The sequence below is a fragment of the [Actinomadura] parvosata subsp. kistnae genome, assembly GCF_900323885.1.
Taxonomy (GTDB): domain Bacteria; phylum Actinomycetota; class Actinomycetes; order Streptosporangiales; family Streptosporangiaceae; genus Nonomuraea; species Nonomuraea composti.
In genome coordinates, this window is the sequence record NZ_OOHJ01000003.1 from 1 (window position 1) to 24,707 (window position 24,707).

Sequence of the window (24,707 nt, forward strand, 5' to 3'; positions counted from 1 at the left end):
GGCGCCTGGTGCACGTCTCCAGCGACGCGATCTTCTCCGGCACCTCCCCTGGCGCCTCCTCCGGCATCTCCCCGGACGCCTCCCCTGAGGCCACCTCTGAGGCCACCTCTGGGGCCGACTCTGGGGCCGACTCTGGGACCGGCTGGAGCTACGACGAGACGTGCCCGCCCGACCCCATCACCCCGTACGGGGCGGCCAAGGCGGCGGCGGAGACAGCCGTGCGCGTCGTGCTCCCCGCCGCCGCCATCGCCAGAACCTCCCTCATCGTCGGCCACGGCCGCTCGGTCCACGAGACGCTGGTGCACGCGCTGGCGGCGGGGACGCGCGAGGGAGTGCTGTTCACCGACGACATCCGCTGCCCCGTCCACGTCACAGACCTCGCGGCGGCGCTGCTGGAGGTGGCGGCGCGCGGCCTGACGGGAGTCCAGCACGTGGCGGGGGCGGACGCGGTGAGCCGCCACGAGCTCGGCGTACTCATCGCCCGCCGCGACGGCCTCAACCCCTCCCGCCTCCGCACCGGCCGCCGGGCCGACTCAGGCGTGCCAGGGCCGCTGGAGGTGCGGCTGGACTGCACGGCGACGCAACGCCGGCTGTCCACGCGGCTTCGGGGCGCCCACGAGTTCCTGGCCCCCTCCGCCGTTCCTCACAACGCCGCCTGAACGCCACCCCGGCCCGCCGGCTTGAGCCACCCGCCCTGGCACGCGGCTTGAGCGCCGCCCTGAACGCCGGCGGCCCACACGAGAGCGGCGCTGATGCCACCGCCCCCCGGTCAGGCAGGAGCGAGGGCGCGGGTGCGGCCAGGCAGGTGAGGCGCCGCTCCGCCAACACGCCGCGCCCCTCCCCCACGCGGCCGACCGCCGCCCGACGACCGCGCCTGAACCGGCAGGCGCCCGCGAGCGGAGCGCCGCAACGGCACGCCAACGATCGCCGCCCGTCGGCGCCGCCGTCCCCGCGCGTCCAACGACACATGCCGCCGCATCCGGCGCATCAGCGGGCGCGGCACGCCGACGACCGCCGCCCCGTCACCGTCCATCGCGCACATAGCAATGCATACCGCCGGGTCCGCCGCGGCCCAGGCGGCAGCGGGCGCGGCACGTCAACGACCACGACCCCGCCGGCGGCGCCGCGCCCCCACGTGCACAGCGGGGCATGCCGCCGCAGTCGAGGCGACGGCGGGCGCAGCATGCCTGCGACCGCCGCCCAGCCTTGTTGCGCCCGGCCGTGTACGGGCGCGACCGCGTCTTGGACCGTCCGCATCTGGACGCCGTTCGCGCCAGGAAACAGGCGGCCACCTCAGGAGACAGACGCGCCCCCGCAACCGCCCCGCAAGGGGCGGCGCGGGGCGGCTGGGAAGGTCCGTTACCCCCGGTGTGCCTCGAAGCGGAGGGTGCGGGAGACGCCGACGCGGACCGTCGTGCCTGGGGCGATCGTGACGGGCTCGTTCGGGGGATGTCGTAGAAGTTGGGGTCGCCGGGCGGCTGGATCTGGGTGCCGTTGACCGAGCCGAGGTCGACCAGGTTGACGTCCCACCCGTCGAGCGCCACCCGCAGGTGGCGGCGCGAGACCGAGCCGTCGGGGCTGGTGACCTTGGCGGGTCGGGCGGTGCCGCCGGCGACCTCGGGCGCCCGCTCGGGGTCGCGGCCGAGGAGGTAGTCGGTTTCGAGGGGCAGCGCGGTGCCGTCGTCGAGGATGAGGACGCCGAGCGAGGGCCGCGGCCCCTTGTAGGGGACGAGGGTGCGCTGCACGAGGGCGATGCCGCAGACGGCGCAGTAGGGCACGCGGGGGTCGTTGAAGTGGTCGTTCTTGCAGTCGACGCCGTAGACGAGCGGCCGGTCGCCGTGCTCGCCCTGCTGCTCCTGCGGGGGCGGCCCGGGGTGGTCGTACTGGTCGGGCGGGCCGAGCACGGGCGGCGCGGGCTGGTCGTAGTGGTCGGGCGGGCCCATGTGCTGCGGCATCGGCTCGCCGGCGCCGTTGCCGGCGGCGGGCAGGTCGTCGTAGGAGGGGAACTGCTGCTGCTCGGGCAGCGGCTGCGGCTCCTGCGCGGGCTGGTAGGGCGGCTCCTGCGGCGGCAGGTAGGGGGGCTCCTGCGGCGTGTGGTAGGCCGGGGCTCCATGGGGGCGGGCTGGGGGCCGGAGGGCGGGCCGGGCGCGATGGGCGGCTGGTCGGCCATCGGGTACGGCGGCCGCTCGACGGGCTGCGACTGTGGCTGCGGCTGCGGCTGGGACGGGGGCTGCTGCTGGGGCTGCTGGACGAGGTCGGGCTCGTGGTGGAAGCCGGTGGCGGGCAGCTCGCTGGTCAGGAGCCGGGCCTGGGCGGGGGCGGCGGGCCGGGCGGGGAACTCGCCGGTGAGGTCGCTGACGAGGCCGCCGCCGTGCACGATGCCGCCGTCGAAGCGGACGGCGGGGTGGGGGCTGCCGGCGCCGGGCAGGCTGAGCTCGACGCGCTCGACGGGGCCGTTGACGAGCCGGTCGGCCCAGGTCAGGGAGTCGCTGCCGGCCAGCCGGGTCTCGCCGCCGGCGGTGGCGATGGTGGCGGAGGCGGAGCCGCTGACGAGGACGGCGACGCCGCCGCCGACGGGCCCGGCGACCGCGCAGGTGGCGGGGTCGGAGGCCATGTTGGCGGCGAGCACCTGCGCGGCGCGGCGGGCCAGCGCCCGGCCGTCGCCGCCGGAGGCGGCGGTCTCGCGCAGCGCCTCGATCAGGGCGTCGGCGGCCGACTCGGCCGAGTCGCACACGAGCAGCAGCCCGCCTTCGTAGGCGACGAGACCGTTTCCAGGAAGCGGACGCACCACTCCGAAGCCTTGGTCGGTCATGCGTCCTCCCTCATGACGACCGTGCTGCGCTCATTGGTGCCCTCGCTGCGCTCGGTCACTCAACTCTCCTCCCCGGAAGCCGGCGTTGTTACGGCACCCGCACTGCCGTGCTGGCCACCAGCCATACGCATACCCAGACGGCGAGGCCGTGTCGCGGCCCCGTCGTCTCGATTCGGTGAACCGGTGGACCGCAACAGACCCCTCAACTGTGCAAGTTTGGCCAAACAGAACACTATCGGCCAGTCGTGGCATCGCAGAAATCGCGGGGGTTGGCTCCGGGCCACCCGAAACTGCTGGACACGACCCTATCGAGGGGTCGCCGGTTAAACGAGTGGGACAAATCAGACGCCGATGAAAACCCGGTTCACATCGGCCGTGGAGAGCACGCCGTAGATCTCCCCACCGGGCTCGACCAGCAGGTACTCGCTGCCGGGCGCCTCCCGCATGGCCTCGATGAGTGGCTCTCCCGACAGGCCGGCGTCGAGCACCATGCGGGGCTCGATGGTCTTGGCGAGGGAGCCGGTGTTCACCCAGGGGCGGCGGTGCTCGGGGGTGGCCTGGACGGCGGCCTCGCTGACGATGGCCACGGGCCTGCCCTCGTGGTCGACGACGACGAGCGCGCCGGCGTGCTGCTCGGCGGCCTGCCGCAGCGCCTCCGACAGGGGCGTCTCGGCGGTCACGGGGATCGCCCTGCGCGCCAGGGCGCGCGCGTTCACCTGCGGGATCCTGGCCCTGATCTTGGCGGCGCGCAGCGACTGGCCGGCGCCCATCCAGATGAACGAGGCCAGCACCAGCGGCCACACCAGGCTGGTGGGATCGACGTCCTGACCGCTGGAGAAGGCGCTGGCGATCGGGAAGATCACCAGCAGCGCGGCCAGCACCCGGCCGCCCCACGCCGCCACGACGGTGCCGGAGCCGGGGTTGCGGGTGATCTTCCACACGCCGGCGCGCAGCATCCGGCCGCCGTCGAGCGGCAGCCCAGGCAGCAGGTTGAACACGCCGACGATCAGGTTGGCGACCCACAGCTGCCAGGTGAGCACCTCCAGGATGCCGCCGTCGTCGATCAGGTAGACGTCGGCGGCGAGCCCGAGCCCGGCCAGGCCGAGCGAGAGCGCGGGCCCCGCGGCGGCGACCATGAACTCCTTGCCCGGCGTGGGCGGCTCCTTCTCGATCTCCGACACGCCGCCGAGCAGGTAGAGGGTGATCCTGCGCACCGGCAGCCCGTACGCCTTGGCCAGGACGCTGTGGGCCAGCTCGTGCAGCAGCACCGAGACGTACAGCAGCACCGCGAACAGGAACGCCACCCCGTAGGCGGCGAAGTCGTCGAGGTGGGGCAGCATCTGCCGCATCTGGGGGCCGAACATGACGGTGATGAACGCCGCCACCAGGAACCACGTCCACGACACGTACACCGGAATGCCGAACGGCTTCCCCATCCGGATGCCGGAGGACCCCTGCCGCGGGCTCTGCTCGCTCACCGCACTCCTTGAACGTCCATTACGTGCTGTTGCTGCCTTGATGCTACGCGCCGGATCACCTCTGCCTCGTCGCGCGGAGGTTATTCTGTCGGGGTCTTGACCTAGAGTGCGGTGCATGACATTGACCGAGCCGGTGATCATCGGAGCTCTCTCCCCGTCCCGGGCGGGCGATTTCATGACGTGTCCGCTGCTCTACCGCTTTCGCGTGATCGACCAGCTCCCCGAGAAGCCGTCCCCTGCGGCGGTGCGGGGCACGGTGGTGCACGCGGTGCTGGAGCGCCTCTACGACCTGCCGGCGCCGCGCCGGTCGGTGGAGGCGGCGCTGGAGCTGCTGGGCCCCCAATGGGAGCGGCTGCTGGCCGACGATCCCCAGTACGCGCAGATGTTCGCCGACGAGGCGGAGCAGGCGCAGTGGCTCGGGCAGGCGCAGGAGATGCTGCGCCGCTACTTCACCCTGGAGGACCCGACGCGACTGGAGCCCGCCGAGCGGGAGCTGTACGTCGAGGCGGTCCTCGACGGCGGGCTGATGCTGCGGGGCTACGTCGACCGGCTCGACGTGGCGCCCACCGGCGAGGTGCGGGTCGTCGACTACAAGACGGGCAGCGCGCCGGGGCCCGACTTCGAGGCCAAGGCGCTGTTCCAGATGAAGTTCTACGCGCTGGTGCTGTGGCGGCTGCGCGGCAGCGTGCCCCGGCTGCTGCAGCTCGTCTACCTGGGCGGTCAGGGCGAGGTGCTGCGGTACGCGCCCGACGAGGCCGACCTGCTCGCCACCGAGCGCAAGGTGATGGCGTTGTGGGCGGCGATCGAGCGGTCGCTGGAGACGGGCGAGTGGCGGGCCCGGCGCAGCCGGCTGTGCGACTGGTGCGACCACCAGGCGCTGTGCCCGGAGTTCGGCGGCACGCCCCCGCCGGTCCCCGACCGCCAGCCGGGCGACACGATCCGCAGCAACCGCCGCGCGGCCACCGACGAGCTGTAACACCCCGGGCCGCACGGGCACTCGGGCGCGGCCTCGCTCCGGCCGCAGCCACCGGCCGCCCCTCAGGGTGCCGCCGAGGGCCGGGCGCCGCATTGAGGTTGCGCCGCGTTGAGGCTGCGGCACGAGAGGCTTCGGCACGCCGCCTCGTTCCGGCCACGGCCGCCGGCCACGGACCGCGCCCCTGCGGGCAGGCGCACTCCCCGCGCGGCGGACGTGCGGTCGCTCCGCGCGCCACAGGCGGGCGGGCGCTTCGCGCGGCGTAGGAGGCTGGGCTGCGCTGAGCCCGCCGGGAAGGCCAGACAACGCTCCGCGCGCCGCATGCGGGCGGGCAATTTCCGCGCTCCGCAGGTGGACGGGCCGCCTGCTGGGCGCGGGAGGCCAGGGCGGCGGTCTGCGTCCCGAGAAGGTCGAACGATGCCCCGCGTGCCGCAGACGTGCGCGCGCTTCGCGTGCCGCAGACGTGCGCGCGCTTCGCGTGCCGCAGGTGGACGGGCGCTTCGCGTGGTGTGGGAGGCCGGGCGGTGGTCCACGGGCTGCTTCCGGTGGCCTCTCGTTCTTGAGGGTGGGGTGGGGGGCGCTAATCCTCCCACGGGAGGAGGTTCCGGGCTCTCACCTGGTCTTACAGTGAAGCGGTGCGCATAGACCGGAGCAGCCTCCACGACACGGTGCTCGCCGGAGTGGTGGCGGCGGCGTCCGTGGCGCTGTTCGCGCTCTACGGGCCCGATCGTCTCCAGGCGGAGGGCATCCCGGTCGAGGGGGTCAGGCCGCCGGACCTGCTGGGGGCGTTGCTGCTGGTGGTGGCGTCGGTGCCGGTGGTGGTGCGGCGGCGCTGGCCGCTGGCGGGGTTGTGTGCGGGGATGGTGCCGGAGACGCTGCTGACCGTGCTGGGTTACGGCTTGGGCATGTCGGGGCTGGCGGGGCTGGTGCTGCTGTTCTCGGTGGCGTCCTATCGGGGGCTGGCGGTGGCGCTGGCGGGGCTGGTGCTGTCGCTGGTGACGTACGTGGCGGGCATCGTGTCGAGCCCGATCAGGGCGGGCACGGTCAGCGAGTACGTCGTGACCGCGGTGGTGCTGGTGGCCGTGTGGGGGGCGGGCCGGAGCCTGCGGCTGCGCCGGGCGTACCTGGAGGAGCTGAAGGACCGGGCGGCGCGGCTGGAGCGGGCGCACGCGGCGGACACGCGGGCGGCGCGGGCGGAGGAGCGGTCGAGGATCGCGCGGGAGCTGCACGACGTGGTGGCGCACCATGTGAGCGTGATGACGGTGCAGGCGGCGGCGGCGCGGCGGGTGCTGGCCGCCGATCCGGACCTGGCCAGGGAGGCGTTGTCGGCGATCGAGCACACGGGGCGGCTGGCGATGACGGAGATGCGCAACATCGTGGGCGTGCTGCGGACCGACACGCGGGCGGAGCTGGGCCCGCAGCCGGGGGTGCGGGATCTGCCGGCGCTGGTGGAGCAGATGCGGGAGGCGGGCCTGCCGACGCGCCTGCGGGTGGAGGGTGCTCCGGTGCCGTTGCCGGCGGGCGTGGATCTGGCGGCGTACCGGCTGGTGCAGGAGGGGCTGACGAACAGCCTGCGGCACGCGGGCGCGGGGGCGGAGGCGGTGGTGACGGTCCGGTACGAGCCGTACGAGCTGGATGTGCGGGTGCGTGACGACGGGAAGGGTGCCGTCACCCAGGGCGGGAAGGGTGCCGCTGCGCAGGCCGGGAAGGGTGCGGGGCCGCAGGACGGGAAGGGCGGGGCGGCGCAGGACGGGCCGCCGGCGACGGCTGGGCATGGATTGGTGGGCATTCGCGAGCGGGTGGCCCTCTATGGTGGAATCCTGAACATCGGTCCGCTACCGGGGGGCGGTTTCGAAGTGCGGGCGAGGCTCCCGTTGAAGGACGGCCAATGACGATCAGAGTGCTGCTGGTGGACGACCAGCCGCTGCTGCGTACCGGTTTCCGACTGATCCTCGAGGCCGAGCCCGACATCACGGTGGTGGGGCAGGCCGGCGACGGCAAGGGCGCTCAGGAGCAGACGCGGGCGCTGCTGCCGGACGTGGTGCTGATGGACATCCGCATGCCGGGGGTCGACGGCATCGAGGCGACCCGCCGGATCGTGCGGGAGGCGGCGCCGTCGGCGCACGTGCCGAAGGTGCTGGTGCTGACGACGTTCGACCTCGACGAGTACATCGTGGAGGCGTTGCGTTCGGGCGCGTCGGGGTTCCTGCTGAAGGACGTGCCGCCGGACGAGCTGGTGCAGGCGATCCGGGTGGTGGCGGCGGGCGACGCGATCGTGGCGCCGAGCGTGACGCGGCGGCTGCTCGACCGGTTCGCGACGCGGCTGCCGTCGGCGTACGAGCAGGCGGCGCCGGCGCGGCTCGACCGGTTGACGGAGCGGGAGCTGGAGGTGCTGCGGCTCATCGCGAAGGGCATGTCGAACGCGGAGATCGCGGCCAAGCTCGTGGTGAGCGAGACGACGGTGAAGACGCACGTCGGCAACGTGCTGACGAAGCTGGGGCTGCGGGACCGGGTGCAGGCCGTGGTGCTGGCGTACGAGACGGGCCTGATCACGCCGGGCGCCATCTCCTGACATCCGCCGGGCGCCGTCTGCGGGCGCCCGGCGGCGATCCGGTCCGGGAGTCAGCCGGCGGTGGCGGGCGTCTGCACCGCCTGTTGCGGGGCGTTCTCCGGGAAGTGGCAGGCCACCCGGTGGCCGGAGGCGAGCTCCTCCAGCGGTGGCTCGACCTGCTTGCAGATCTCCTGCGCCTTCCAGCAGCGGGTGTGGAAGCGGCAGGCGGGCGGCGGGTTGAGCGGGCTGGGCACGTCGCCGGTCAGGCGGATGCGCTCGCGTTCCTTGCGGCTCTTGGGGTCGGGCACGGGCACGGCCGACAGCAGCGCGTTGGTGTACGGGTGCATGGGCGAGTCGTACAGCCGTTTGCGGTCGGCGATCTCGACGATCTTGCCGAGGTACATGACGGCGACCCGGTCGCTGATGTGCCGCACCACCGACAGGTCGTGGGCGATGACGACGTAGGTGAGGTCCAGCTCGTTCTGCAGGTCTTCGAGCAGGTTGACGACCTGGGCCTGGATGGAGACGTCGAGCGCGGAGACGGGCTCGTCGGCGATGATCAGCTTGGGTTTGAGCGCGAGGGTGCGGGCGATGCCGATGCGCTGCCGCTGGCCGCCGGAGAACTCGTGCGGGTAGCGGTTGTAGTGCTCGGGGTTGAGCCCGACGAGGCCGAGCAGGTCCTGGACGGCTTTCTTGATGCCGTGCTCGGTCTCCACGCCCTGGATGCGGAAGGGGGCGCCGACGATGGTGCCGACGGTGTGGCGGGGGTTGAGCGACGAGTACGGGTCCTGGAAGATCATCTGCATGTCGCGGCGGAGCGGCCTGAGCTTGCCCTGCGCCATGTGGGTGATGTCCTGACCCTCGAAGACCACCTTGCCGGCGGTGGGCTCGAGGAGGCGGGTGACCAGGCGGCCGGTGGTGGACTTGCCGCAGCCGGACTCCCCCACCAGGCCGAGCGTCTCGCCCTTGAACACGTCGAAACTGATCCCGTCGACCGCCTTGACGGCGCCGACCTGCCTCTTGAACAGGCCTTTGGTGACGGGGAAGTGCTTCTCCATGTTCTGGACGGAAAGAAGCGGCTCGTTCTCGCTCACTGCGTCTCCAGCGCTGGCTTGATCTCGTTGTCCCAGAGGGCTCGCCGTTCGGCCCGGTCGAGGTGGCAGCGCACCAGGTGGCCGCCCTCGGTCTCGAGCAGGGCGGGCACCTCGGTCCTGTCCTTGCCGCCGGTCTTGTCGGCGTACGGGCAGCGGGGGTGGAAGGCGCAGCCCGGCGGCACGTTGATCAGTGACGGCGGGGAGCCCTTGATCGGCAGGAGGCGCTCGGTGGGCTCGCGGTCGAGGCGCGGCATCGAGCCCAGCAGTCCCCAGGTGTAGGGGTGTTCGGGGCGGTAGAAGATGTCGTCGGCGGTGCCGTACTCGACGCACTTGCCGCCGTACATGACGAGGATGTCGTCGGACAGCTCGGCGACCACGCCGAGGTCGTGGGTGATGATGATGAGCGCGGAGTTGAACTCGCGCTGCAGGTCGCGCATGAGGTCGAGGATCTGGGCCTGCACGGTGACGTCGAGCGCGGTGGTGGGCTCGTCGGCGATGAGCAGCTCGGGGTCGCACGACAGCGCCATGGCGATCATGGCGCGCTGGCGCATGCCGCCGGAGAACTCGTGCGGGTAGGAGTCGACGCGGCGCTGCGGCTCGGGGATGCCGACGCGGCCGAGCATGTCGATGGCGTGCTTCTTGGCCACGGCCTTGGAGACCTTGTGGTGGATGCGGTACGCCTCGATGATCTGGTCGCCGACGGTGTAGAAGGGGTGCATCGACGACAGCGGATCCTGGAAGATCATCGCCATCTTCTTGCCGCGCAGCCCGCGCACGTGCTCCTGGGAGGCGCCGACGAGCTCTTCGCCGTCGAGCCAGATCTCGCCGGAGATGTTGGCTCCCCTGCCTTTGTGCAGGCCGAGGATGCCGAGGCTGGTGACGGACTTGCCGGACCCGGACTCGCCGACGATGCCGAGCGTCTTGCCGCGTTCGAGGCTGAACGTCAGGCCGTCGACGGACTTGACGAGGCCGTCGTCGGTCGGGAAGTGGATCTTGAGGTCCTTGACCTCCAGAAAGCTGCTCACGTCAGCCTCACCCTCGGGTCCACGACCGCGTAGAGCAGGTCGACGATCAGATTGGCCACGATGATGAAGGCCGCCGCCACCAGGGTGACGCCCATGACCTGGGGCAGGTCGTTGCGCTCGATGGCGTCCCTGGCGTACTTGCCGATGCCGGGCAGCGAGAACGTGCTCTCGGTCAGCACCGCGCCGCCGAGCAGCAGGCCCAGGTCGAGGCCGAACATGGTCAGCACCGGGGTGAGCGTGGCTCTCAGCCCGTGTTTGACCACCACGGCCCGCTCGGGCAGGCCCTTGGCCCTGGCTGTTCGGATGTAGTCCTCGCCCATGGTCTCGAGCATGCCCGCCCTGGTGAGCCGAGCGTAGCCGGCGGCGTACAGGAAGGCGAGCGTGATCCAGGGCAGCATCAGGTTGTTGGCCCAGGTGAGCGGGTCCTCGCTGAACGGCACCCAGTCGGCGACGTCGCCGACGAGGCCGAGCTGGTCGCGGAAGATGGCCAGCGACACGATGCCGGTGAAGAAGATGGGCAGCGACACGCCGGCCAGAGCGATGCCCATGGAGAAGCGGTCGAAGAAGCTGCCGCGCCGCAGCGCGGACACCACGCCGGTGGCCACGCCGAAGACGACCCACACCACGGCCGCGCCGAGCGCCAGGGAAAGCGTGATCGGTATGCGGTCGAGCAGGTCGGGCAGGACCGGGTTCTGCGTGACGTACGAGTAGCCGAGGCAGGGCGCCGGGCACAGCTCGACGCCGGGACCGTAGTTGCGCTCCACGCCGACGAAGATGCCCTTCACGAACCGCCCGTACTGGACCAGGAGCGGGTCGTAGAACCCCAGCCGGATCGCCGTGTCGTGGATGACCTGCTCATTGGCGGCCTTGCCGACGTATCGAGAGGCCAGGTCGTCAGCGGACATCCCAGCGAGCCGAGGCACGAGGAAGAAGATGGCGAACGTCGCGATGCTCACCACGAAGAGCAGCATGACGGCCGCTATCAACCGTCTGAGAATGTATGTGAACACTGATCTCGGCCATGGCGGCCGGGCCTCGTGAGCCCGGCCGCCGAAACCTTCACCTGCTTTCGACGTACGTATCCGGCGGGGTCGCCTGACCTGTTACTGGGTGCTCAGCGTGAGGTACTCGTACATGCCCCAGTTCTGGCTGACGAAGACGTTCTTCAGCGTCGGCGGCCGGTAGAACAGGCCGTGCGCCCAGACGTAGGGGAGGATGTATGCCGAGTCCATGACCTGCTTGTCGACCTGCGCCCAGATGGCGTTGCGCTTGGCGGCGTCGGTCTCCGCGGCAGCCTGGTCGATGAGCTCGTCGATCTTCGGGTCCTTGACGCTGAGGTTGGTGTTACCGGCGTCGCGGATGACACGGCTGTCGACGATCTGCTGGAAGAAGCCGAAGCCCTCGGGGTAGTCGGCGCCCCAGCCGTAAACCATGAGGCCGAGGTTGTTCTTCTTGGCGAAGTCGGGCTTGCCGGCGTACAGCTTGAAGTAGTCGCCCTGCGGGTAGCCCTTGATCTCCAGCTTGATGCCGACGCGGCCGAGCGACTGCTGCAGCGACTCGGCGGTCAGCTTTTCGGCGGCACGCTCGTTGCGGTAGGAGATGGTGGTGCTGAAGCCGTTGGGCTGGCCGCAGGCCGCCAGCTCTTCCTTGGCCTTCTCGACGTTGCCGGTCGGGTTGGCCTCGACGCCGTACGGGTCGATCTTCTGGTAGCCGGTCATCTTCGACGGCATGAGGCTCAGCGCGATGTCGCCGCCGGCGTCGGGGCCGCCGTAGGCGCCCTGGAGCGCGGAGCGGTCGGCCGCGTACATCACGGCCTTGCGGCAGTGGATGTTGTCGAACGGCTTGACGTCACCGTTGATGTTGGTGAACCAGGTCCGGTCGATCGGGGCCGAGTCGGCGTACTGCTTGACCTTGGGGTCGGTCAGGACCGTCTTGCGGGCGTTGGCCGCGACACCGGTGCTGTTGACCTTGACGTCGATCTTGCCGGACAGCAGTCGCTGGTCGAGGTCGTCCTCGTTCTGGCCGAGCAGCACCTCGATGGAGTCGTTGAGCTGCTTGCGGTTGGGGTCGGTGGCCGGGTCCCAGTTGGGGTTCTTGACGAGCTCGATGCGCTTGGTGAGCTCGTGCGCCTTGAACATGTAGGGGCCGGTCGAGACCGGGTGCTCCTTGTACTTCGAGCCGGTGTCCTTGGCCTCCGGCACGGGGGCCGTCTGCGGGAGCATGGCGAAGTAGTCGAAACCGCCGTAGGCCTTCTTCAGGTGGAAGACGATGGTGTAGTCGTCGGGCGTCTCGATGGCCTTGAGGTCGTCGAGCTTGCCCTTCATCTTGTACGGGCCGGTGTAGCCCTGCAGGTCAAGCCAGTCATTGAAGTAGGTCGGGCCGCTGGGCAGGATGTCCTTGTCCAGGGAGCGGGCCACGGCGTACTTGACGTCCTTCGACGTCACCGGGGTGCCGTCCTCGTACTTGATGCCCTTGCGCAGCTTGTACGTCCACGTCTTGCCGCCGTCGGTGGGCTTGCCGAGGTCCTCGGCCAGGTCACCGACCAGCTGCAGACCCTCCTCGCCCGGCACCGGCTTGAACATGGTCAGCGCGCGCGTGTAGAGGCGGGCGAAGTTCCAGGCGTAGCCGTAGTACATGTCGCCCGGGTCGACCGAGTCGAAGTCGCCCGGCATGCCCATGTGGAGGGTGCCGCCGGTCTTGTCCGACGGGTTGACGACCTGCGTGACGCCCGCGTTGTACTGGCTGGCGGGCTTCTCGTCACTGCCGCTGCCACCGGTGCTCTTGCTGCCGCCGCCACCGCCACACGCGGAGACGACCACGGCGAGAGCGGCGGTCATCGCCACTGCCGACGCCTTGGATCGTATCTTCATCGACCTGACACACCCCTTGTTTCTAGGAGTTGAGAACTTGCTGAAAACTCACGAGGGCTATCGGGCCTTGGGATCGAAGGCGTCCCTGAGGCCGTCACCGAGCAGGTTGAACGCCAGCACGGTGATGAAGATCGCGAGACCGGGGAAGATCATGAAGTTGGGCGCCACCTGGTAGTTGTGGACGGCGTCCGACAGCATGCCTCCCCACGTGGGAGTCGGCGGCCGCACGCCCACGCCGAGGAAGGACAGCGCGGCCTCGAACAGGATGTTCGAGGGGATCAGCAACGTCGAGTAGACGAGGATCGGCGCCAGGAGGTTGGGCAGGATCTCCTTGAACAGGATGGTGTGGTTGCGCGCGCCCAGGCTCCTGGACGCGTCGACGAACTCCCGCTCGCGGAGAGACAACGTCTGACCTCGGATGATACGTCCGATGTAGGGCCAGTTGAAAAACCCGATGATGAACACCAGCAGGCTGATCCTGAGCGTGTCACCCGACATGCCGAAAGCCTTGTCGGGGATGACCCCGGCCAGCGCCAGCGCGAACACCAGCAGCGGGAACGCCAGGAAGATGTCCATGAGCCGGCTGATGATGGTGTCGACCCAGCCGCCGAAGAAGCCGGCGATCATCCCGAGGACCGTGCCGAGCACGACACACAGCAGCGTCGCGAAGAACGCGATGAGCAGCGAGATGCGTGCTCCGTACAGGACGCGGCTGAACAGGTCGCGGCCGGAGTCCGGCTCCACGCCGAACAGGAAGTCGCTGCTGATGCCTCCGAAGGTGCCCAGCGGCGCTCCGATGGAGGGGTCGAGCTTCTCCCGGTGCCACTCGGCCGGCGGGTGCCCGAACCACGACACCAGCAGCGGCGCGAAGATCGCGACGAGGATGAGCAGCAGGATGACGATGCCGCCGATCATCGCGATGCGGTCGCGCCTGAGGCGCATCCAGGCGATCTGCCCCAGGGAACGCCCCCGGATGACCGAAGTCTCCGCCCCCTCAAGAACGGTCTCCGGCCCGGCTTCGATGGCCGATCCCGGAACATCGAGCGGTGCGGTCATGCCAGTAGCCCCCTGGATTCCAGACGACGTCGTCCGTGTCGGCGCCGCGACCCGATCAGGGTAGGCGCCCCAATGTGCTGGGACCGCGTGTCGCGGTCTCAGGAGGCAGAATCTATGGCCTGAGCTGGTATGACCAGTCCCTCAGAGCTTGCTGTGGCTCAACTGTGATTGACGCGAAACGGATTCGTATTGATCTTGAAGGGAATGTCTACGAGTCGTCCCGGTTACGTCTCGGATCTGTGACACAACCCCTGGGGCCGCCGTGACCTGTGGTGTCAGCTGATGCCGCGGCGCTTGAGCAGCTCCTCGATGTCGGAGAAGTCGTCGTCGCTCTTGGCCGCCGGCTTCGGCGCGACGGCGGGCTTCTGCGGCTTGCCAGCGGCGGCCGGACGGGCGGCGGTCGGACGGGCGGCGGCGCCCTGCGCGGGCGGCGCGGCGTCGTCCTTGCTCTTCTTCCTGCGGCCGAGTGACAGCTTCCGGCCGCGCATCACGCCCGACACCACGAACAGCACCACCGACAGGCCCGCCACCGCGACACCGGCCCACACGGCCGGGTTGAACACCAGGCTGGTCACGAAGCCCACCACGGTGGTGCCGATGGTCCACAGGGCCTGCAACGCGCCCGTGAGATAGGCCGCCACCGGCAGCAGCGCCCACGCCGTCACCCGCATGCCGGCCGCCGCTCCCCTGCGGCGGAACGCCAGGAACGCCAGGGCCAGCCCGGCGATCGTCACGCCCGCGCACAGCGGCAGCCAGGCGATCTGCTCGAAGTTACCCATGTCGCCGCCCCCTCGTCATCGCTCGTGCCCTCCATCCTGGCACGCTGAGGCTTTTCCGCCTCCTCCGCGAGAACCACATGTCCCTTAGGGGTAACGCTTCAGGACGGCAGAAGATCCCTGAGATCGGAAACCCCGACCTCCGTCAGGGACGAGACCACCAGCCGGCCCGGAGCGGGCTCGACGGGCAGCAGGCTCGGCACGGCCACGACGGCGCACCCGGCGGCGGTCGCGGCGGCCACGCCGTTCGGGGAGTCCTCCAGCACCACGCACCGCACGGGCTCCACGCCGAGCAGCCGGGCGGCGGTCAGGTACGGCTCGGGGTCCGGCTTCGTACGGGTGACGTCGTCGGCGGTGACCACGACGTCGAAGCGGTCCCGGCCGACGCTCTTGAGCACCGCGTCGGCGATGTCCTTCAGCGAGGAGGTGACCAGCCCCACCGGCACGCCCTCCGCGCGCAGGGCGTCGAGCAGCTCCGAGGCGCCCGGCATGACCTCCACCCCGGCCGACAGCTCGGCGACCATCCCGTCCACCATCCACGCCCGCACCGTCTCGGGCGGCACGTCGGCGCCGGAGACGGACAGCATGTAGCCGACGGTGCGCTCCATGGAGCCGCCGACGAGGTGGACCTGGTGCTCCGGCGTCCACTCGGCGCCGAGCCTGGCCATCACCCCGGTCTCGATCCTCAGCCAGACGCGCTCGCTGTCGACCAGCAGGCCGTCCATATCGAAGAAGACCGCTTGCATCCCTTGCCCCCGATTCGGTGTCCGCCCGCCATGGTGGACGTTCCGGCTGAACGGCGGGCGTGGTGAAGCCCGCCCGCACGTGAACGGCGGGCGGGCGGACGTCGCCGTCAGACGTTGAAGTACTTGGCCTCCGGGTGGTGCGCGACCAGCGCCGAGGTGGCCTGCTCGGGGTGGAGCTGGAACTCCTCCGACAGCGTCACCCCGATGCGCTCGGGCGCGAGCAGCTCGAACAGCTGCTTCTGGTCCTCCAGGTTCGGGCAGGCCGGGTAGCCGAAGGAGTAGCGGCAGCCCTGGATGTTGACCTTCAGCATGTCGTCGAGCGACTCCTCGCCGCCGATGCCCCACTCCGAGCGGACCCGCGCGTGCCAGTATTCGGCCAGCGCCTCGGTGAGCTGCACCGACAGGCCGTGCAGCTCCAGGTAGTCGCGGTAGGCGTCCTTCGCGAACAGCTCGGCCGTCGCCTCGGAGATCTTGGAGCCCATCGTGGCCACCTGGAAGGCGATCACGTCGACCTCGCCGGAGTCCTTGGCGCGGAAGAAGTCGGACAGGCACAGGTGCCGGTCGCGCCGCTGGCGCGGGAAGGTGAAGCGGGTGCGCTCGCGGCCGTCGTCGTCGAGGATGATCAGCGAGTCGCCGTCGGAGACGCACGGGAAGTAGCCGTAGACGACGGCCGCCTCCAGCAGGCCCTCGGTCTGCATGCGCTCCAGCCACATGCGCAGCCGCGGCCGGCCCTCGGTCTCGACCAGCTCCTCGTAGCCGGGCCCGTCGCCGCCTCTGGTGGGCTTGAGCCCCCACTGGCCGAGGAACAGGGCCCGCTCGTCGAGGAAGGCCGCGTACTCGTTCAAAGAGATGCCCTTGACGACGCGGTCGCCGTGGAACGGCGCGCGCGGGACGGGGTTGTCGGCCGCCACGTCGGAGCGGGCCGGCAGCTCCTCGACGGGCGTGCGCACGAGCGCCGCGCCGGTCTTGACCCGCCGCTCGCGCAGCGGCGGCAGCTTCGCCCCCTCCACGCCGCGCTTGACCGCCATGAACGCGTCCATCAGCCGCAGGCCCTCGAACGCGTCGCGGGCGTAACGCACCTCGCCCTCGAACAGCTCCGCGAGGTCCTGCTCCACGTAGGCGCGGGTCAGGGCGGCGCCGCCGAGCAGCACCGGGTACTTGCCGGCCAGGCCCCTGGAGTTCATCTCCTCCAGGTTCTCCTTCATGATGACCGTCGACTTCACCAGCAGCCCCGACATGCCGATGACGTCGGCCTTCTGCTCGTCGGCTGCCTCCAGGATGGCCGAGACGGGCTGCTTGATGCCGAGGTTGACGACCTGGTAGCCGTTGTTGGACAGGATGATGTCCACGAGGTTCTTGCCGATGTCGTGCACGTCGCCCTTGACGGTGGCCAGCACGATGCGGCCCTTCGTCTCGCCCTCGACGCGCTCCATGTGGGGCTCGAGGTAGGCGACGGCCGTCTTCATCACCTCGGCCGACTGCAGCACGAACGGCAGCTGCATCTGGCCCGAGCCGAACAGCTCGCCCACCGTCTTCATGCCGTCGAGCAGCACGTCGTTGATGATCTCAAGGGCGGGGCGCTGCTCCAGCGCGGTGTCGAGGTCGGCCTCCAGGCCCTTCTTCTCGCCGTCGATGATGCGCCGCTTGAGCCGCTCCCACAGCGGCAGCGCGGCCAGCTCCTCGGCCTTGCCGGCGCGCATCGCGGCGGCGTCGACGCCCTCGAACAGCTCCATGAACCGCTGCAGCGGGTCGTAGCCCTCGCGGCGGCGGTCGTAGACCATGTCGAGCGCGACCTGGCGCTGCTCGTCGGGGATGCGGGCCATCGGCAGGATCTTGGAGGCGTGCACGATGGCGGAGTCGAGGCCCGCGTTGACGCACTCGTTGAGGAACACCGAGTTGAGCACCATGCGGGCGGCCGGGTTGAGGCCGAAGCTGATGTTGGACAGGCCCAGCGTGGTCTGCACGCCCGGATAGCGGCGCTTGAGCTCGCGGATGGCCTCGATGGTCTCCAGGCCGTCGCGCCTGGTCTCCTCCTGGCCGGTGGCGATCGGGAAGGTCAGGCAGTCGACGATGATGTCCTCGACCCGCATGCCCCAGTTGGTCGTCAGGTCCTCCACCAGGCGGGTCGCCACGCGGATCTTGTGCTCGGCGGTGCGGGCCTGGCCCTCCTCGTCGATGGTCAGGGCGACCACGGCCGAGCCGTGCTCGCGGACCAGCCGCATGATCTTCTGGAAGCGGGAGTCGGGGCCGGCGCCGTCCTCGTAGTTGACGGAGTTGACCGCGGCGCGCCCGCCCAGCATCTCGAGACCGGCCTGCAGCACCGCCGGCTCGGTCGAGTCGAGCATGATCGGCAGGGTGGAGGCGGTGGCGAAGCGGAAGGCCAGCTCCTTCATGTCGGCCACGCCGTCACGCCCGACGTAGTCGACGCACAGGTCGAGCATGTGGGCGCCGTCGCGGGCCTGGTCGCGGGCCATCTCGACGCAGTCGTCCCAGCGGCCCTCCAGCATCGCCTCGCGGAAGGCCTTGGAGCCGTTGGTGTTGCAGCGCTCACCGATCGCCAGGTAGGAGGTGTCCTGCCGGAACGGGACCGTCTGGTAGAGCGAGGAGGCGCCCGGCTCGGGGTGCGGGCGGCGCGCCGCGACCTCCCTGCCCCGCACGCGCTCGACCACCTGGCGCAGGTGCTCGGGCGTGGTGCCGCAGCAGCCGCCCACCAGGGACAGGCCGTAGTCGCGGGTGAACGTCTGGTGCGCGTCGGCCAGCTCCTGCGCCGACAGCGGGTAGTAGGCGCCGTCGGCGGTCAGCACCGGCAGGCCCGCGTTCGGCATGCACGACAGCCGCAGCCGCGAGTGGCGGGCCAGGTAACGCAGGTGCTCGCTCATCTCGGCGGGGCCCGTGGCGCAGTTGAGGCCGATGATGTCGACGCCGAGCGGCTCGATCGCGGTCAGCGCGGCGCCGATCTCCGAGCCCAGCAGCATCGCGCCGTTGGTCTCGATCGTCACCTGCGCGATGATCGGGACGTCGCGGCCCGCGTCCTCGATGGCCCGCTTCGCGCCGACGACGGCCGCCTTGACCTGCAGCAGGTCCTGGCACGTCTCGATGATCAGCGCGTCGGCGCCGCCCGCGATCAGGCCCGCCGCGTTGTCGCGGTAGGCGTCGCGCAGGCTCGCGTACGGCAGGTGGCCGAGCGTGGGCAGCTTCGTGCCGGGGCCCATCGAGCCCAGCACGAAACGCGGCTGGTCGGGCGTGGCCCAGTGGTCGGCGGCCTCCCGCGCGATCCGCGCCCCGGCCTCGGAGTACTCGAAGACGCGGTCGGCGATGTCGTACTCGCCCAGCGCGGCGAGGTTGGCGCCGAAGGTGTTGGTCTCCACGCAGTCGACCCCGACGGCGAAGTAGGCGTCGTGCACGCCCCGCACGATGTCGGGGCGGGTGACGTTGAGCACCTCGTTGCAGCCCTCGTGACCGTGGAAGTCGTCGATCGTCGGGTCCTGGGCCTGGAGCATCGTGCCCATCGCTCCGTCGGCGACTATGACACGCTGGGCCAACACTTCTCGGAAGGTCGGGGAGATGCTCATGGAGTGAAGCTTATCGGGTGCGCCTCGAGCGATGCTCGGGCGCGGCCGCACGCCTGCCCTCCTCGCGTACGCGGGGACACGCGCGGCACCTTCCTTCTGACGATCACCTTCGCTTGTAGCGATCACCTTCGCTTCTGGCGATCACCTTCGCTTGTAGCGATCGGCTTCCTTCTGGCGACCGCCTTCCCCCACATCCCGCGGCAGACGCTATCGTACGGTTCGTCATTGTACGCGGCGTCCAATTAGGGGCTCGCATGACCTACCGCACCGTCCTCGTCGGCACCGACGGCTCCGCCTCCTCCTTCCGCGCCGTCACCACCGCCGCCTCCCTCGCCGCCGCCACCCGGGCCACGCTCGTGCTGGCCTGCGCCTACCTGCCCATGCGGGAGAGCGCGCGGGCCGCCGCCGCCGACCGCCTGGGAGAACTGGCGTACAAGGTGAACGGCTCCACCCCCGCCGACGACGCCCTGCGCGCCGCCCGCGAGCACGCCGTGGCGGCGGGCGCCTCGGACGTGGTGCTGGCGGCCGAGCAGGGGGAGGCGGTGGACGTCCTCATCACCCTGGCTGAACGACACGCCGCCGACCTGCTCGTGGTCGGCAACCGCGGACTCAACAGCCTGGCCGGCCGGCTGCTGGGCTCGGTACCGTCGGGGGTGACGCATCGGGCACCCTGCGACGTCCTCATCGTCCACACCACCTCCGGCCACTGACCCTCCCCTCGGCTCGGACCCCTTCACAGGCCGCCGCCGCCGAACACGCGGCCTCTGCACAGTCGCCCCCTGCCGCTGCGCCCACCGCCGCCCTCACGGTGCCGGGTCGGCGGGACGGTGAACGGCGCAACTCGGCGCAATGCGCACGGCGCCCAGCGTGGCGCACCGGGACGAGGTGAGGGGCCCGAGGCGGTGCAGGGTGGTGCAGGAGCGGAGCGGCGCAGGAGCGGAGGACAGCACAGGACGCGAGAGCACGAGGCGCACGACGCGGGGCGCGGGAGCGCGAGACGCAGGGGCGAGCGGCGTGGGATGAGGCGAGGGCCCGGAACGATGCAGGGGGCGGAGCAGCGCAGGAGCGGAGGACGGCACAGGGCGCAGAACGCGGGGCGCACGACGCCGGGACGAGCGGCGCAGGGCGCACGACGCGGAGGCGAGCGGCGCAGGGCGAGCGGCGGGGCGGAACACGGGCGCCTCCTGCCCGCCGCTGCGGCCACGCCCCTACGCCCGCGCCCACCCAGCGCCGGGTCGGCGGGACGGTGGACGGCGCGGCTCGGCGCAACGCGCACGGCGCCCAGGGTGGCGCATCGGGATGAGGCGAGGGGCCCGGGACGGTGCAGGGTGCAGGGTGGTGCAGGAGCGGAGGACAGCACAGGGGCACGAGCACGAGGCGCACGACGCGGGGCGCAGAAGCGCGAGACGCAGGGGCGAGCGGCACGGCGGAGAGCGGCACGGCGGGGAGTCGCACGGCGGACAGCGGCACGGCAGACAGCGGCATGGTGGCAACGGCGCGGCGGGTAGCGGCGCGGGGGCGAGCGGCGGTAGCGAGCGGCACGGCGGACGACAACGCGGCGGACGACGACGCGATGGTGAGGGTGCGGCGGACAACGGCGCGATGGTGCGCGGTGGTGAGGGTGCGATGGGTGGGTGATCGGCGTGGCGGAGTTCGCGCGCCGCGAACGCTCGCGGCCGTCCGCACCCGTCCCAGAGCAGACGGGCGGCTCACCGGGGACCCGCGCGACGTGCCCGCGCACGGTGGCACCACCGCCCCGGCCCCGTCCGTACAAGGCCGTTCACCAGCCATGATGCGGCGTTCAAGCCCTGAACGCGCCGCCCGCCCCGCCGCCACGTAACGCTCGCCGGCCCCGAGCCCAAACCTCCGAGCGCCGCCGGAGGCCCGTTGGTGGTGGTTGTTCGGGGGGAGATCGGTGACGGTGACGCCTCCTTACCGCATAGGCTTAGCGGGACGATGGAGAGAGGAGGCGACACGTGATAGAGCTCGAAGGGCTCCCCGAGCTCGTCGACCCGGTGCTCATTGCCGCGTTCGAGGGGTGGAACGACGCGGGTGAGGCTTCCAGCGGTGTGATCGCCCACCTCGAGTCGGCGTGGAAGGCCGAGCCGCTCATCGCGCTCGACCCCGACGACTACTACGACTTCCAGGTCACCCGGCCCGTCGTGGAGATGAACGACGGGCTGACGCAGTCGATCGTGTGGCCGACCACGCGGCTGCTGCGTGCCCGTCCGCCGGGGCTGGAGCGTGACGTGGTGCTGTTGCGCGGCATCGAGCCCAACATGCGCTGGCGCTCGTTCTGCGACGACATCATCTACATCTGCCGGGAGCTGGGCATCGAGCTGGCGGTGATGCTGGGCGCGCTGCTCAACGACTCGCCGCACACGCGTCCGGTGCCGATCCTGGGCGGGGCGACGAACGCGGGCCTGGCCCGCTCGACGAACCTGGAGCTGAGCCGGTACGAGGGCCCGACGGGCATCGTGGGGGTGTTGCAGCACGCGTTCGGCAAGGCGGGGCTCGACGCGATCTCCTTGTGGGCGTCGGTGCCGCACTACGTGGCGCAGCCGCCGAACCCGAAGGCCACGCTGGCGCTGCTGCGCCGGCTGGAGGACGTTCTGGAGATCCCGATGCCGCTGGGCGACCTCGACGAGGAGGCCAGGGCGTGGGAGCGGGGCGTGGACGAGCTGGCCTCGCAGGACAGCGAGGTGGCGGAGTACGTCAAGGAGCTGGAGGAGCGCAAGGACGCGGCCGAGCTGCCGGAGGCGAGCGGCGATGCGATCGCGGCGGAGTTCGAGCGTTACCTGCGGCGCAGAGACCGCGACACTGACAGCTGATCCTCAGGGGCCAGGGCCGACTTTTTCCCGCACCTTCGGGTAATAATCGGAGACTCGTATAGGTTTGCACCAAGCAGCGCCCCTGGATTCGAGCATTCACAAACCCGGTACCACCCGGCATATCGGCTTCGCACGTGATGCCTGCACAACTGACCGCGCACGTTAGGCATGCCATGGCGACACCACCGCACGTAGACCCGCACCAGAGAAGCCAGGACACCCGGCAGCGGGTGCTCCAGATGGCCGTCTCGCTCAGGGAAGACCGCCCCGGCGGCCCGGTGGACTACTTCCTCGCCCTGCTGCAGGACCGGCTCCCCCTCTGGCTGAGCATCCTGCACGATCTGTCGCACCGCGCCGGGAAGGGGTCCGTCTCCGGCAACCTTCTTCCGGTGGCCCGGGCGGGGATCGATCACTACATAGACGTGCAGAGCGCGGCGCTGCCCGCGTTCACCTCCCCGAACGTGACCGTCCGCTTCCGCCAGGCCCTGCGCGACACGGGCCTCGGGCCGCAGACCGAGATCGCGCCGCTGGCCGCGTACCTGGCCGCCGAGCAGCGGCTCGGGCGGGTGCGCGCCGACGCCGACCCGGACGCGAGCGCGCGGCTGCTGGTCGCGGGGTGCTTCCATCGGGCCTACATCGAGATGTTCGTCGGCGCGGACGCCTGCCCGGCTCGGGACGTCAGCGCCCGCGAGATCGTACGGGAGCTGCGCCTGGAGCCGGCCCCTCAGCCCGCCGGCCGCTGATCGCGGGCAGGTGAAGGCGGACGGCGGCCATGTCGCGCGGCCGCCGGTTGCCGGGAGGGTCAGGCGCGGCGCAGCGGCTGGGGTTCGGCTGTGCTGCGGTGGCGGTGCAGGGCCTGGTCGTAGCGGTGCCAGATCAGGGCCGCCACGTCCGGGTCGGCGCCCAGCGGGTCGCTGACCAGGCCGGCTCCGGCCGCGGCGAGGCGGTCGTGGAAGAAGCCGGGGGCCAGGACGTACGAGGCGATGGCGACGCGCGCGGCCGGGGTCGAGCGCAGCCGTTCCATGGCCTCCTCCAGCGACGGGGTGCCGGCCGAGGCGAACGCGGCGGTGACCGGGCGGGCCAGGCGGACGGCTAGCTGGTGGGCGGCGGCGCGCACGTCGGCCAGCGCCGACGGGTCGGAGGAGCCGGCGGCGCCGAGCAGGACGGCGTCCGTGGCGCGCAGGCCCGCTCTGGCCAGCTTGCGGGTCAGAGCCGAGGTGAGGAGCCGGTGCGGGCCGAGCCAGCCGGCCACGATCGCGTCCGGGCGGTGCTCGGCGATGACCTCGGGCAGGTCGATGTGGACGTGGTAGCCGCCCGCCAGCAGCAGCGGCACCACGACCACCGGGCCGGGGATCGTGGGCAGGACGTCCGCCAGCAGGGGGGCGCTGATCTCCAGGTAGCTGAGCTCGACGCGCTGCCCGGGGCGGGCCCGGCCGACCGTTTCCGCCAGGGAGGACAGGGTGCGCTCGCCCTCGGCGCTGCGGGTCCCGTGTGCGGCCAGGACGAGTGCGGGCCTCACCGGCTCCCCCCGGCACGCCTGTCGCGGCCGGTGAGGGTGGTGGTGCCCCAAGGCATGGCGATCTCCTCCTGGTGATGCGGGTGGTCATGGTGACGGTGCGGGTGGTGGCGATGGTGCCGCTGGGGGCGATGGTGCCGCTGGGGGCGATGGTGCTGGTGGGGGTTATGGTGCGGATGCCCTAGGTGCTGGTCCCCGCGCGGGTGCCGAAAGTGCTGGGGTGAGGGACGGGGTGGTGGGGTCACGGGCCTGCCTCGTACTGGCAGGCGAGGCGGTAGCCGCGCTTGACCACCGTCTCGACGATCCCGCTGGGCCCGAGGGCGCGGCGGAGCCGGGTGATGGCCATTTCGACGGCGTGCTCGGCCGATTCGCGGGCCACGCTGCCGGGCAGCACCGTACGGAGGTCGGCGCGCGACACCACGTGCCCCGGCTTGTCGGCCAGGCGTTTGAGCACCGCCATGGGGGCGGGCGGCAGGGGGCGCAGTTCGCCGTTCACGACGACGGCGTGGCCGCGGATCTCGAGCCGGTGGTCGCCGGCCGTGAGGCGGGTGACGCCGTGCTCGGGCAGGTGGCGCGCGAGGGCGCGGGCGAGGGCGCCGAGGCGGGAGCGGTCCGGCTGGAGGGTGGGGACGCCGCGCGAGGTGAGCGGCTCGGCGGTGACGGGCCCGACGCAGGCGGCGACGACGGCCCCGCCGAACGCGGCCAGCAGCGCTTCTTCCAGCCCTTCCGCCCTGGCGGCGCCGAGCATGGCGTGCACGGCGGGCGCGCTGGTGAAGGCGACGGCGTCGACGGAGCCGGAGATCGTCTGGCTGATCAGGCGGCGCAGCGGCGAGATGTCGCGGTACGGCAGCCACCGGTAGACGGGGATCTCGATCACCTCGGCCCGGCCTCGCGCAGGGCGGCCACGAAGTCGCTGAGCGGCTCGCCGTGCTGCTGCACCGCGATGCGCCGCCCGCGCAGGTCCTGAGCGAGGAGGTAGTCCTTGACCTCGTTGCAGGATTCGGAGGAGGGCGTCCAGTGGTCGTTGAGGCCGGCGGCGCGCACCGCTCCCCTGGCTTTGGGGCCGCGGGTGAGCAGGCGGGCCTTGGACAGGTGCTCGCCCAGGTCGGCGGACAGCCCCCAGCCTTCGGCGGCGGCCATCCAGCCGCGGAAGCCGACGCCGGTGGTGACCACGACGTCGTCGAGCGGCGCCTCAAGGCTCTGGCGGGTGGCGGCGAGCAGGTCGGCGTCCTCGGCGAGCGGGACGAGCCGGATGGCGGGGGCGCTGACCACGCGTGCCCCGCGGCGCTCCAGGAGCGCCCCGAACTCCTCGCGCCGTCGCGTCGCGGTGACGCCGATGGTGAAGCCCGCCAGGGCGTCGGGCGCCGTCTCCGGGGAAGAGCCGCCCTCTTCGGGAAGCGCGCTCAT

Annotated in this window: 19 protein-coding genes and 1 pseudogene; 8 read left to right on the top strand and 12 right to left on the bottom strand. The window is 71.4% G+C overall.

What is annotated here, in order from left to right; all coding sequences use genetic code 11:
* On the top strand, positions 1-659 hold a 659-nt coding region (locus KIS93_RS00515), incomplete at its 5' end, for a sugar nucleotide-binding protein (RefSeq protein WP_222107154.1).
* Positions 660-1,022: 363 nt separating this feature from the next.
* Here KIS93_RS00515 and KIS93_RS00520 read toward each other — a convergent pair.
* On the bottom strand, positions 1,023-1,955 hold the full coding sequence (locus KIS93_RS00520) for an FHA domain-containing protein (protein WP_186403499.1): 933 nt from the start codon (positions 1,953-1,955) through the stop codon (positions 1,023-1,025).
* Between KIS93_RS00520 and KIS93_RS00525 the strand changes: the two genes are divergently transcribed.
* Positions 1,944-2,756 carry a hypothetical protein gene (locus KIS93_RS00525; RefSeq protein WP_186403500.1) on the top strand — a complete coding sequence of 271 codons (813 nt, stop codon included), beginning with the start codon at positions 1,944-1,946 and terminating at the stop codon, positions 2,754-2,756. The two genes, KIS93_RS00520 and KIS93_RS00525, sit on opposite strands and share 12 nt — an antisense overlap.
* A 397-nt stretch (positions 2,757-3,153) precedes the next feature.
* On the opposite strand, the gene KIS93_RS00530 is transcribed toward KIS93_RS00525, so the two are convergent.
* The gene (locus KIS93_RS00530; RefSeq protein ID WP_080037239.1) at positions 3,154-4,290 is read right to left on the bottom strand and encodes a site-2 protease family protein; all 1,137 of its coding nucleotides are present in this window, start codon (positions 4,288-4,290) and stop codon (positions 3,154-3,156) included.
* A gap of 115 nt (positions 4,291-4,405) precedes the next feature.
* Between KIS93_RS00530 and KIS93_RS00535 the strand changes: the two genes are divergently transcribed.
* From KIS93_RS00535 to KIS93_RS00545, 3 genes are all read left to right on the top strand, one after another.
* Positions 4,406-5,266 (top strand): RecB family exonuclease, encoded by an 861-nt coding sequence (locus KIS93_RS00535; RefSeq protein WP_080037238.1) that lies wholly within the window; start codon positions 4,406-4,408, stop codon positions 5,264-5,266.
* 632 nt (positions 5,267-5,898) lie between these two features.
* A complete protein-coding gene (locus KIS93_RS00540) occupies positions 5,899-7,155 on the top strand; it encodes a sensor histidine kinase (protein WP_080037237.1) in 1,257 nt (418 codons plus the stop codon).
* Positions 7,152-7,835: a response regulator gene (locus KIS93_RS00545; protein ID WP_080037236.1), complete on the top strand. Its 684-nt coding sequence runs from the start codon at positions 7,152-7,154 to the stop codon at positions 7,833-7,835. Before KIS93_RS00540 ends, KIS93_RS00545 begins: the two co-directional genes overlap by 4 nt.
* Positions 7,836-7,885: 50 nt before the next feature.
* On the opposite strand, the gene KIS93_RS00550 is transcribed toward KIS93_RS00545, so the two are convergent.
* From KIS93_RS00550 to metH, 8 genes are all read right to left on the bottom strand, one after another.
* The gene (locus KIS93_RS00550; protein WP_222107162.1) at positions 7,886-8,872 is read right to left on the bottom strand and encodes an ABC transporter ATP-binding protein; all 987 of its coding nucleotides are present in this window, start codon (positions 8,870-8,872) and stop codon (positions 7,886-7,888) included.
* 32 nt (positions 8,873-8,904) lie between these two features.
* A complete protein-coding gene (locus tag KIS93_RS00555; protein WP_080037235.1) occupies positions 8,905-9,933 on the bottom strand; it encodes an ABC transporter ATP-binding protein in 1,029 nt (342 codons plus the stop codon).
* Positions 9,930-10,943 (bottom strand): ABC transporter permease, encoded by a 1,014-nt coding sequence (locus tag KIS93_RS00560; protein ID WP_155126616.1) that lies wholly within the window; start codon positions 10,941-10,943, stop codon positions 9,930-9,932. Before KIS93_RS00560 ends, KIS93_RS00555 begins: the two co-directional genes overlap by 4 nt.
* 93 nt (positions 10,944-11,036) lie before the next feature.
* Positions 11,037-12,803, bottom strand: coding sequence for an ABC transporter substrate-binding protein (locus tag KIS93_RS00565; protein ID WP_080037233.1), 1,767 nt, complete (start codon positions 12,801-12,803; stop codon positions 11,037-11,039).
* 57 nt (positions 12,804-12,860) lie between these two features.
* Positions 12,861-13,859 carry an ABC transporter permease gene (locus tag KIS93_RS00570; RefSeq protein ID WP_080037232.1) on the bottom strand — a complete coding sequence of 333 codons (999 nt, stop codon included), beginning with the start codon at positions 13,857-13,859 and terminating at the stop codon, positions 12,861-12,863.
* A gap of 275 nt (positions 13,860-14,134) precedes the next feature.
* Entirely contained in the window at positions 14,135-14,638 is a 504-nt protein-coding gene (locus KIS93_RS00575) for a cellulose synthase (RefSeq protein ID WP_080037231.1), read from the bottom strand.
* A 98-nt stretch (positions 14,639-14,736) separates the two neighbouring features.
* Positions 14,737-15,381 carry an HAD family hydrolase gene (locus tag KIS93_RS00580; RefSeq protein ID WP_080037230.1) on the bottom strand — a complete coding sequence of 215 codons (645 nt, stop codon included), beginning with the start codon at positions 15,379-15,381 and terminating at the stop codon, positions 14,737-14,739.
* A 107-nt stretch (positions 15,382-15,488) separates the two neighbouring features.
* The gene (gene metH, locus KIS93_RS00585; protein WP_080037229.1) at positions 15,489-18,953 is read right to left on the bottom strand and encodes a methionine synthase; all 3,465 of its coding nucleotides are present in this window, start codon (positions 18,951-18,953) and stop codon (positions 15,489-15,491) included.
* A 254-nt stretch (positions 18,954-19,207) separates the two neighbouring features.
* Between metH and KIS93_RS00590 the strand changes: the two genes are divergently transcribed.
* From KIS93_RS00590 to KIS93_RS00600, 3 genes are all read left to right on the top strand, one after another.
* Positions 19,208-19,663: a universal stress protein gene (locus KIS93_RS00590; protein ID WP_080037228.1), complete on the top strand. Its 456-nt coding sequence runs from the start codon at positions 19,208-19,210 to the stop codon at positions 19,661-19,663.
* 1,266 nt (positions 19,664-20,929) lie between these two features.
* Complete coding sequence (locus tag KIS93_RS00595; RefSeq protein WP_080037226.1) at positions 20,930-21,784, top strand: PAC2 family protein; 855 nt, start codon at positions 20,930-20,932, stop codon at positions 21,782-21,784.
* Positions 21,785-21,957: 173 nt separating this feature from the next.
* On the top strand, positions 21,958-22,527 hold the full coding sequence (locus KIS93_RS00600) for a hypothetical protein (protein WP_155126613.1): 570 nt from the start codon (positions 21,958-21,960) through the stop codon (positions 22,525-22,527).
* A gap of 59 nt (positions 22,528-22,586) precedes the next feature.
* On the opposite strand, the gene KIS93_RS00605 is transcribed toward KIS93_RS00600, so the two are convergent.
* Together KIS93_RS00605 and KIS93_RS68720 are read right to left on the bottom strand one after the other, a co-directional pair.
* The gene (locus KIS93_RS00605) at positions 22,587-23,303 is read right to left on the bottom strand and encodes a sirohydrochlorin chelatase (protein ID WP_080037224.1); all 717 of its coding nucleotides are present in this window, start codon (positions 23,301-23,303) and stop codon (positions 22,587-22,589) included.
* A 238-nt stretch (positions 23,304-23,541) separates the two neighbouring features.
* Positions 23,542-24,707, bottom strand: a pseudogene (locus tag KIS93_RS68720) (uroporphyrinogen-III synthase).